This is a genomic window from Streptomyces sp. MS191 (assembly GCF_008042125.1).
Taxonomy (GTDB): Bacteria; Actinomycetota; Actinomycetes; order Streptomycetales; family Streptomycetaceae; genus Streptomyces.
Map to the genome: position 1 here is coordinate 60,764 of NZ_RDBI01000035.1, position 7,763 is coordinate 68,526.

The 7,763-nt window shown below is 74.8% G+C and carries 6 protein-coding genes; 2 read left to right on the plus strand and 4 right to left on the minus strand.

From position 1 onward, the window contains the following. Positions 1-1,034 (minus strand): GlxA family transcriptional regulator (locus tag EAO71_RS04895; RefSeq protein WP_147976655.1); only part of this gene is annotated, 1,034 nt, incomplete at its 3' end. A gap of 172 nt (positions 1,035-1,206) precedes the next feature. Here EAO71_RS04895 and EAO71_RS04900 point away from each other — a divergent pair. Continuing rightward, complete coding sequence (locus EAO71_RS04900) at positions 1,207-2,064, plus strand: SCO6745 family protein (RefSeq protein WP_147976533.1); 858 nt, start codon at positions 1,207-1,209, stop codon at positions 2,062-2,064. A gap of 247 nt (positions 2,065-2,311) precedes the next feature. Then, a complete protein-coding gene (locus EAO71_RS04905) occupies positions 2,312-4,741 on the plus strand; it encodes a Tex family protein (protein ID WP_147976534.1) in 2,430 nt (809 codons plus the stop codon). Positions 4,742-4,821: 80 nt separating this feature from the next. On the opposite strand, the gene EAO71_RS04910 is transcribed toward EAO71_RS04905, so the two are convergent. Genes EAO71_RS04910 through EAO71_RS04920 form a run of 3 tightly spaced genes read right to left on the minus strand, consistent with a single transcriptional unit; the run spans position 4,822 to position 7,597 of the window. After that, positions 4,822-5,229, minus strand: a complete 408-nt coding sequence (locus EAO71_RS04910; RefSeq protein WP_147976535.1) for a hypothetical protein — start codon at positions 5,227-5,229, stop codon at positions 4,822-4,824. Beyond that, entirely contained in the window at positions 5,226-5,960 is a 735-nt protein-coding gene (locus EAO71_RS04915) for a 2-phosphosulfolactate phosphatase (protein WP_147976536.1), read from the minus strand. Before EAO71_RS04915 ends, EAO71_RS04910 begins: the two co-directional genes overlap by 4 nt. Further along, positions 5,960-7,597: an ABC-F family ATP-binding cassette domain-containing protein gene (locus EAO71_RS04920; RefSeq protein ID WP_147976537.1), complete on the minus strand. Its 1,638-nt coding sequence runs from the start codon at positions 7,595-7,597 to the stop codon at positions 5,960-5,962. Before EAO71_RS04920 ends, EAO71_RS04915 begins: the two co-directional genes overlap by 1 nt. Positions 7,598-7,763 lie beyond the last annotated feature (166 nt).

A 7,763-nucleotide genomic window follows, 5' to 3' on the forward strand; every position in this document is an offset into this window, starting at 1 on the left:
GCTACCCCGAGGTCGAGGTGGACCCGGACCCCATCTTCGTCCGGGACGGCCGGCTGGCCACCTCGGCGGGCGTCACCGCGGGCATCGACCTCGCCCTGGCCCTCGTGGAGGAGGACCTCGGGCGGGACACCGCGCTCACCGTCGCCCGCCATCTGGTCGTATTCCTGCGCCGCCCGGGCGACCTCCTGCACGCCGTCGGCGGTCTCCTCCAGGAGCCTGCGCGCGTGCTCGATCCGGACCCGGTCGACGTATCTGCCCGGCGTCGTGCCCGTCTCCGCCTGGAACGCACGGGCGAAATGGCGCGGCGAGAGCCGGGCCCGGGCGGCCAGCGCCTCGACGGAGAGGTCGGCGTCGGGATGTTCGGTGATCCACTGCTGGAGGTCGCGCAGGGGTTCGCGGCGGGCGGTCTGGGCGGCGAGCTGGGCGCTGAACTGCGCCTGGTTGCCCGGGCGGCGCAGGAATACGACCAGATGGCGGGCGACGGTGAGCGCGGTGTCCCGCCCGAGGTCCTCCTCCACGAGGGCCAGGGCGAGGTCGATGCCCGCGGTGACGCCCGCCGAGGTGGCCAGCCGGCCGTCCCGGACGAAGATGGGGTCCGGGTCCACCTCGACCTCGGGGTAGCAGCGCGCGAGGTGGTCGCAGGCCACCCAGTGGGTGGTCGCCCGGTGGCCGTCGAGCAGCCCGGCCTCGGCGAGCAGCAGCGCTCCCGTGCACACCGAGACGAGCCGCTCGGCGCGCGGGGCGTTCTCCCGCAGCCAGTCGACGAGGCGCGGGTCGGGCCGCCGGGTGCCCTCGCCGCCGGGGACGAGGAGGGTGTGCGGCGGGCCCGCGGCGACGGCCTCGGCGAGCGTGCCGTCCGGGAGGAGCCGCAGGCCGCTCTGGGTGCGGACGGGGCCGCCGTCGAGCGAGGCGGTGCGGATCGGATAGGCGCCCCGGCCGGCGCGGGCGGCGCCGGCGAACACCTCCACCGGTCCGGTGACATCCAGGCTCTGCACGTCGTCGAAGAGGACGACGAGCACGGGTCGCTTCGTCATGGGTTCCATCCTTCGTGCGGCGGGGGAAGGCCGCAATGACGAAGAACCCACCTTTCCTGCCATGCGGCCGGCCGGCTCCCGTCCGGCGGGGGCGGTGCGGGCCGGCCTGGCGCGGAGGCCCTCGCGGACCCCGGGGGTTCCGGTCATACCAACCAGTCGGTAACGTGCGGCCATGACCACTCTGCCGCCCCGCGCGGGACGCCGCTGCCACCACGTCATCAACCCGCTGCACTCGACGGTGTACTTCTCGCCGGACCTCGACACCGAGTTCAAGGCGCTCGGCTTCGAGGACGTGTCGGCCATGCGGCTCGCCTCGCGCAGCGCCGCGCTGGGCGCCGTCGGCGCCGGCACCGTCGCCGCGACCTTCTACAACTACAACGTCGAACTGCTGGCACGGCACCTGCCGGCCGTCTGGGACATCGCCTCGCCGGAGGAGGTGCTCGCGGCCCGGCTGCGGGCCGTCGACAGCACGCTGCGCCGGCTGCTGGGCGAGGAGGCGATCGCCTCGGCCGAGATGGCCGAGGCCGCCGAGCTCGCCCTGCGCGCCACCGAGGCGTGCACGCGGCACGCCCGGCCGCTCTACTCCGGCCACGCCGACCTGCCCGTGCCCGAGGAGCCCCACCTGAAGTACTGGCACGCCGCCACGCTGCTGCGCGAGCACCGCGGGGACGGCCACCTGGTGGCGCTGCTGAGCGCCGGACTCGACCCGCTGGAGGCGCTGGTCAGCCACACCGCCACCGGTATGGGCATGAGCCCGCGCTGGGTCCTGGGCAGCCGCGGCTGGCGGCGCGCCGACTGGGACGCCGCGGTCGCCCGGCTGCGGGAGCGCGGTCACCTCGACGCGGACGGCGGCCTGACGGCCGAGGGCTCCGCGCTGCGGGACGCCGTGGAGGAGCACACCGACCGCCTGGACGCGGCGCCGTACGAGCACCTCGGCGCGGCCGGTGTCGAGCGCCTGACGGCCCTCGGCAAGGAGTTCCGCAACGCGGCCTTCCTCGCCGGGGCCTTCCCGGCGGACCTGAACGGGTAGGGGTGTCTCGTCGATCAGGCCGCGCCGGGAGCCCGGCGAGATCGGCAGGACAGCCCTCAGGGGCCGGGTCGTGCCCGGAGGCCCCGCGCGATCGGCGTGACCCCCGCGCGCGGGGCGCCCGGGCCGGACCGGCGGCCCGCGGTCCCGGGCGGTCGCCGCGCGGGGTGGGGTGTGTGCGGCATTCCGGCGGCGGACCCGGCAGAATGCAGACGCAAGCTTGAGGCACGAGAAGGCGAGTCGGGACACCGTGACGACGTCCATCGAAAGCAGGATCGCCGAGGAGCTCGGCGTACGCGAGCGACAGGTGAGGGCGGCCGTCGAGCTGCTCGACGGCGGCTCGACCGTGCCGTTCATCGCGCGCTACCGCAAGGAAGCGACCGAGATGCTCGACGACGCGCAGCTGCGCACGCTCGAGGAGCGGCTGCGCTACCTGCGGGAGCTGGAGGACCGGCGGACCGCCATCCTCGACTCCGTGCGGGAGCAGGGCAAGCTGACGGCCGAGGTGGAGGCCCGCCTCCGGGCCGCCGACACCAAGGCGCGGCTGGAGGACATCTACCTGCCCTTCAAGCCGAAGCGCCGCACCAAGGCGCAGATCGCCCGGGAGGCCGGTCTGGAGCCGCTGGCGGAGGGGCTGCTCGCCGACCCGTCGGTGGAGCCCGCCGCCGCGGCGGCGGCCTTCGTCGACGCCGACAAGGGCGTGGCCGATCCGCAGGCGGCCCTGGACGGCGCGCGCGCCATCCTCACCGAGCGGTTCTCGGAGGACGCCGACCTGATCGGCGAGCTGCGCGAGCGGATGTGGGGCCGGGGCCGGCTGGCGGCCAAGGTGCGGGAGGGCAAGGAGGAGGCGGGAGCGAAGTTCGCCGACTACTTCGACTTCGCCGAGCCGTTCACGGCGCTGCCCTCGCACCGGATCCTGGCGATGCTGCGCGGCGAGAAGGAGGACGTGCTCAGCCTGGAGCTGGAGCCCGAGGAGCCCTCCGAGGTGCCCGGTCCCTCGTCGTACGAGGGGATGGTCGCGCGTCGCTTCGACGTGGCCGACCGCGGGCGCCCGGGCGACAGGTGGCTGCTCGACACGGTTCGCTGGGCCTGGCGGACCCGGATCCTGGTCCATCTCGGCATCGACCTGCGCCTGCGTCTGCGCACGGCGGCCGAGGACGAGGCGGTACGGGTCTTCGCGGCCAACCTGCGGGACCTGCTGCTCGCGGCCCCGGCCGGGACGCGGGCCACGCTGGGCCTCGACCCCGGCTTCCGCACGGGCGTGAAGGTCGCGGTCGTGGACGCCACCGGCAAGGTCGTGGCCACCGACGTCATCCACCCGCACGTCCCGGCCAACCGCTGGGACGAGGCGCTGGCCAAGCTGGCGCGGCTGGCGAAGGAGCACGCGGTCGAGCTGATCGCCATCGGCAACGGCACGGCCTCCCGCGAGACCGACAAGCTGGCGGGCGAACTCATCGCCAAGCACCCGGACTTGAACCTCACGAAGGTGATGGTGTCGGAGGCGGGCGCGTCGGTGTACTCGGCGTCCGCGTTCGCCTCGCAGGAACTGCCGGACATGGACGTGYCGTTGCGCGGGGCGGTCTCGATCGCGCGACGGCTGCAGGACCCGCTGGCCGAGCTGGTGAAGATCGACCCGAAGTCGATCGGTGTCGGGCAGTACCAGCACGACCTGTCCGAGGTGAAGCTCTCCCGCTCGCTGGACGCGGTCGTCGAGGACTGCGTGAACGGTGTCGGTGTCGACGTCAACACGGCGTCCGCACCGCTCCTTTCGCGGGTGTCGGGCATCAGCGCCGGACTCGCCGAGAACATCGTGTCGCACCGGGACGCCAACGGCCCGTTCCACTCGCGCCGGGCGCTCAAGGACGTCGCCCGGCTCGGCCCGAAGGCGTACGAGCAGTGCGCGGGATTCCTGCGGATCCGGGGCGGCGAGGACCCGCTGGACGCCTCGTCGGTCCACCCGGAGGCGTACCCGGTGGTGCGCCGCATGGTGAAGTCGACGGGCGGCGAGGTCGCCGCGCTGATCGGCAACACCGGCGTGCTGCGGTCGCTGCGGGCGGACGAGTTCGTCGACGAGACCTTCGGTCTGCCGACGGTCACGGACATCCTGCGCGAGCTGGAGAAGCCGGGGCGCGACCCGCGGCCGGCGTTCCGGACGGCCACCTTCAAGGACGGCGTCGAGAAGCTCGGCGACCTCGCCTCGGGGATGGTCCTGGAGGGCGTCGTCACGAACGTGGCGGCGTTCGGCGCCTTCGTGGACATCGGCGTCCACCAGGACGGGCTGGTGCACGTCTCGGCGATGTCGAAGACGTTCGTGAAGGACCCGCGCGACGTGGTCAAGCCCGGTGACGTGGTGAAGGTCAAGGTCCTGGACGTCGACATCCCGCGCAAGCGGATCTCGCTGACGCTGCGGCTGGAGGACGAGGCCGCGGCGGACACGGGCACGGGTGCGCCGAAGCGCGACCGCGGCGAGCGGGGCGGCCGTCCGCCGCAGCAGCGCCGCGGTGGCGGTGGCGGTGGCCGTCAGGGGGCCCAGGGTGGCCAGGGCCGTCAGGGTGGCCAGGGCGGTCAGGGCGGCCGCGCGAGCCAGGCGGCGGCGGCGCCGGCGAACAGCGCGATGGCGGACGCCCTGCGGAAGGCGGGTCTGCTGAACGACGGCGGCGGCAAGCGGCGCGGTCGCTGACGCCCGGACGGACACGGAGCGGGCCCGGCCGGAAGGCCGGGCCCGCTCCGTGCGTCCCGTCGACGCGGGGGCGGCGCGCCTCAGGCGTTCGGCAGGAAGCGCAGCGCCCACTCGGCGCGGTTCGCGACCGTCAGGTCGTCGTCCTCGGTCAGGGGCTGGAGGACGGCGCGGGAGCGGTGCGGGTCGGACTGGACCAGTTCGACGATCTCCGTCGCGAGGGCGTCCTGGTCGTCGCCGAGGTCGACGGCCGAGGCACGAAGCAGCGCGGGGAGGGCGTCCGGGCCGCCGATCGCGGCCAGGACGCCGCCGATGAGCTCGCGGGCGTAGGCGTTCTGCTCGGTGAGGGCCCGGTCCAGTTCGGACTGGAGGCGGGGCAGCAGGGCGGCGTCCCCGGACGCGGCGATCTCGTCGGCCAGGTCGATCGTCGCGTCGACGTCCGCGTCCAGGTCGTCCAGCATCTCGGTCAGCCGGGTCAGTAGGTCGGTCATGCTGCTGCCTCCTGGAATGCGCCGTCCGTCAGGACGGGGACGGTGTGCGAGGTGTCGACCTCGGTGGCCACCGCCACATCCTGCGGGTAGCCGTACTCGTACAGTTCACGCCCCGAGTCGCAGTGGTGCACCACCGCGGCCGGGGCCTCGGTCGCCTCCCACAGCGTCGCCGCCGCCCGCGCCTCAGGCGTGAGCACGGCGGCGTCGCCCTCGGCGCACAGGGCCGACAGGACCGCTCCGGCGCCCAGCAGGTCCTCCAGCGCCGGACGCAGCGAGCCGTCGGGCCAGCGCTCGCCCGCGGCGACGACGGCCAGGGGGCGGGCGGCGGTCCCGTAACCCTGCCGGGCCAGCCAGCGGGCGACGGCCTTCCGGTTGCGCAGCGAGGCGGCGACGACCGTGGCCCCCTCGGCCTGTGCCGCGATCGWGGAGCCGTTCGGGGACGGCAGGACGAGGCGCGGGGGCGGCGGAGCGGTGCGCAGGGCCGCCGGGGAGAGCGTCCACGGGTGGGGGGCGGTCGCCTCGGAGCGGCCCACGGCCAGCACGGCGTTGCGCTGTTCGGCGTACGCGCGCGCCGTCCCGTCCCGCCACCGGTACGGGTACACGGCGGTGCCGGCCTCCACGGCGACACCGACCGCGGTCGTGAAGGACAGCACGTCCACGACGACCAGGCAGGCGGCGGACGAGCCGAGGACGCGGGCCTCTGTCGGCCCCCATCCGAAGGAGACGTGCATCAGAGCTCGGTCACCTTGCCGCCGGCGACCTCGATGCGCCGGTCGATGTGCACGGCGTCCAGCATCCGTCGGTCGTGGGTGACCAGGAGCAGGGTGCCGGGGTAGCCGTCGAGGGCCTGCTCCAGCTGCTCGATCGCCACCAGGTCCAGGTGGTTGGTCGGCTCGTCGAGGACCAGGAGGTTCACGCCCCGGCCCTGGAGCAGCGCGAGGGCGGCGCGGGTCCGCTCGCCCGGGGAGAGCGTGGTCGCCGGGCGCAGCACGTGGTCGGCCTTCAGACCGAACTTGGCCAGCAGCGTGCGGACGTCCGCGGGCTCGGTCTCCGGGACGGCCGCGCAGAAGGCGTCGAGCAGCGACTCCGAGCCGTGGAAGAGCCGGCGCGCCTGGTCGACCTCGCCGACGACGACACCCGAGCCGAGGACGGCGTCCCCCGCGTCGAGCGGAAGGCGGCCGAGGAGGGCGGCGAGCAGGGTCGACTTCCCGGCGCCGTTGGCGCCGGTGATGGCGACGCGGTCGGCCCAGTCGATCTGCAGCGTGGCCGGCCCGAAGCGGAAGTCGCCGCGACGCACCTCCGCCTCGCGCAGGGTCGCCACGACGGACCCGGAGCGCGGGGCGGCGGCGATCTCCATCCGCAGCTCCCACTCCTTGCGGGGCTCCTCCACGACGTCGAGGCGCTCGATCATCCGCTGGGTCTGGCGCGCCTTGGCGGCCTGCTTCTCGCTGGCCTCGCCGCGCAGCTTCCGGCCGATCTTGTCGTTGTCGGTCGCCTTCCGGCGGGCGTTGCGCACGCCCTTGTCCATCCAGTTGCGCTGCATCAGGGCGCGGCCTTCGAGAGCCGCCCTCTTGTCGGCGTACTCCTCGAAGTCCTCGCGGGCGTGCCGGCGGGCGGTGTCCCGCTCCTCCAGGTACGCCTCGTAGCCGCCGCCGTAGAGGGTGATCTGCTGCTGGGCGAGGTCGAGCTCGAGGACCTTCGTGACGGTGCGGGCGAGGAACTCACGGTCGTGGCTGATGACGACCGTCCCCGCGCGCAGGCCCCGCACGAAGGACTCGAGCCGCTCCAGGCCGTCGAGGTCGAGGTCGTTGGTGGGCTCGTCGAGCAGGAAGACGTCGTAGCGGGAGAGCAGCAGGGAGGCGAGTCCCGCCCGGGCGGCCTGGCCGCCGGACAGGGAGGTCATCGGCTGGTCGAGGCCGACGGTCAGCCCGAGGGAGCCGGCGACCTCCTCCGCGCGCTCGTCGAGGTCGGCGCCGCCGAGGTCGAGCCAGCGCTCCAGGCTGACGGCGTACGCGTCGTCGGCGCCCGGCGTGCCGTCCACCAGGCCCTGGGTGGCCTCGTCCATCGCGATCTGGGCCGCGGCGACACCGGTCCGGCGCGCGAGGAATCCCCGGACGGTCTCGCCCGGGCGCCGCTCGGGCTCCTGCGGGAGGTGGCCGACGCTGGCGGTGGGCGGGGACAGCTTCAGCTCCCCGTCCTCGGGGGTGTCGAGCCCGGCGAGCAGCCGCAGCAGCGTCGACTTGCCGGCGCCGTTGACACCGACGAGGCCGATGACGTCGCCGGGGGCGACGACGAGGTCGAGGCCGGCGAAGAGGGAGCGTTCGCCGTGGCCGGCGGCGAGGTCCTTGGCGACGAGGGTGGCAGTCATCAGGAGATGAATCCTAGGCCAGCCGGCGGGGCGGGCCGGTGCCGGGCAAGGGCGGCGGAGTACCCGGTGGTGCGGCGCCCGCCACGGCCGGCGTGCGCCACGGCCGGGACGGGCGCCGCACCCGCGCCGCCGGTGCGCGGCTCGGGCTCGGGGGCGGCGCCCGTCC

Bases quoted from the DNA above. Each gene is read 5' to 3' on its own strand.
- EAO71_RS04900 (WP_147976533.1), top strand. From the start codon at position 1,207: ATGACCACTCTGCCGCCCCGCGCGGGACGCCGCTGCCACCACGTCATC.
- EAO71_RS04910 (WP_147976535.1), bottom strand. From the start codon at position 5,229: ATGACCGACCTACTGACCCGGCTGACCGAGATGCTGGACGACCTGGAC.
- EAO71_RS04920 (WP_147976537.1), bottom strand. From the start codon at position 7,597: ATGACTGCCACCCTCGTCGCCAAGGACCTCGCCGCCGGCCACGGCGAA.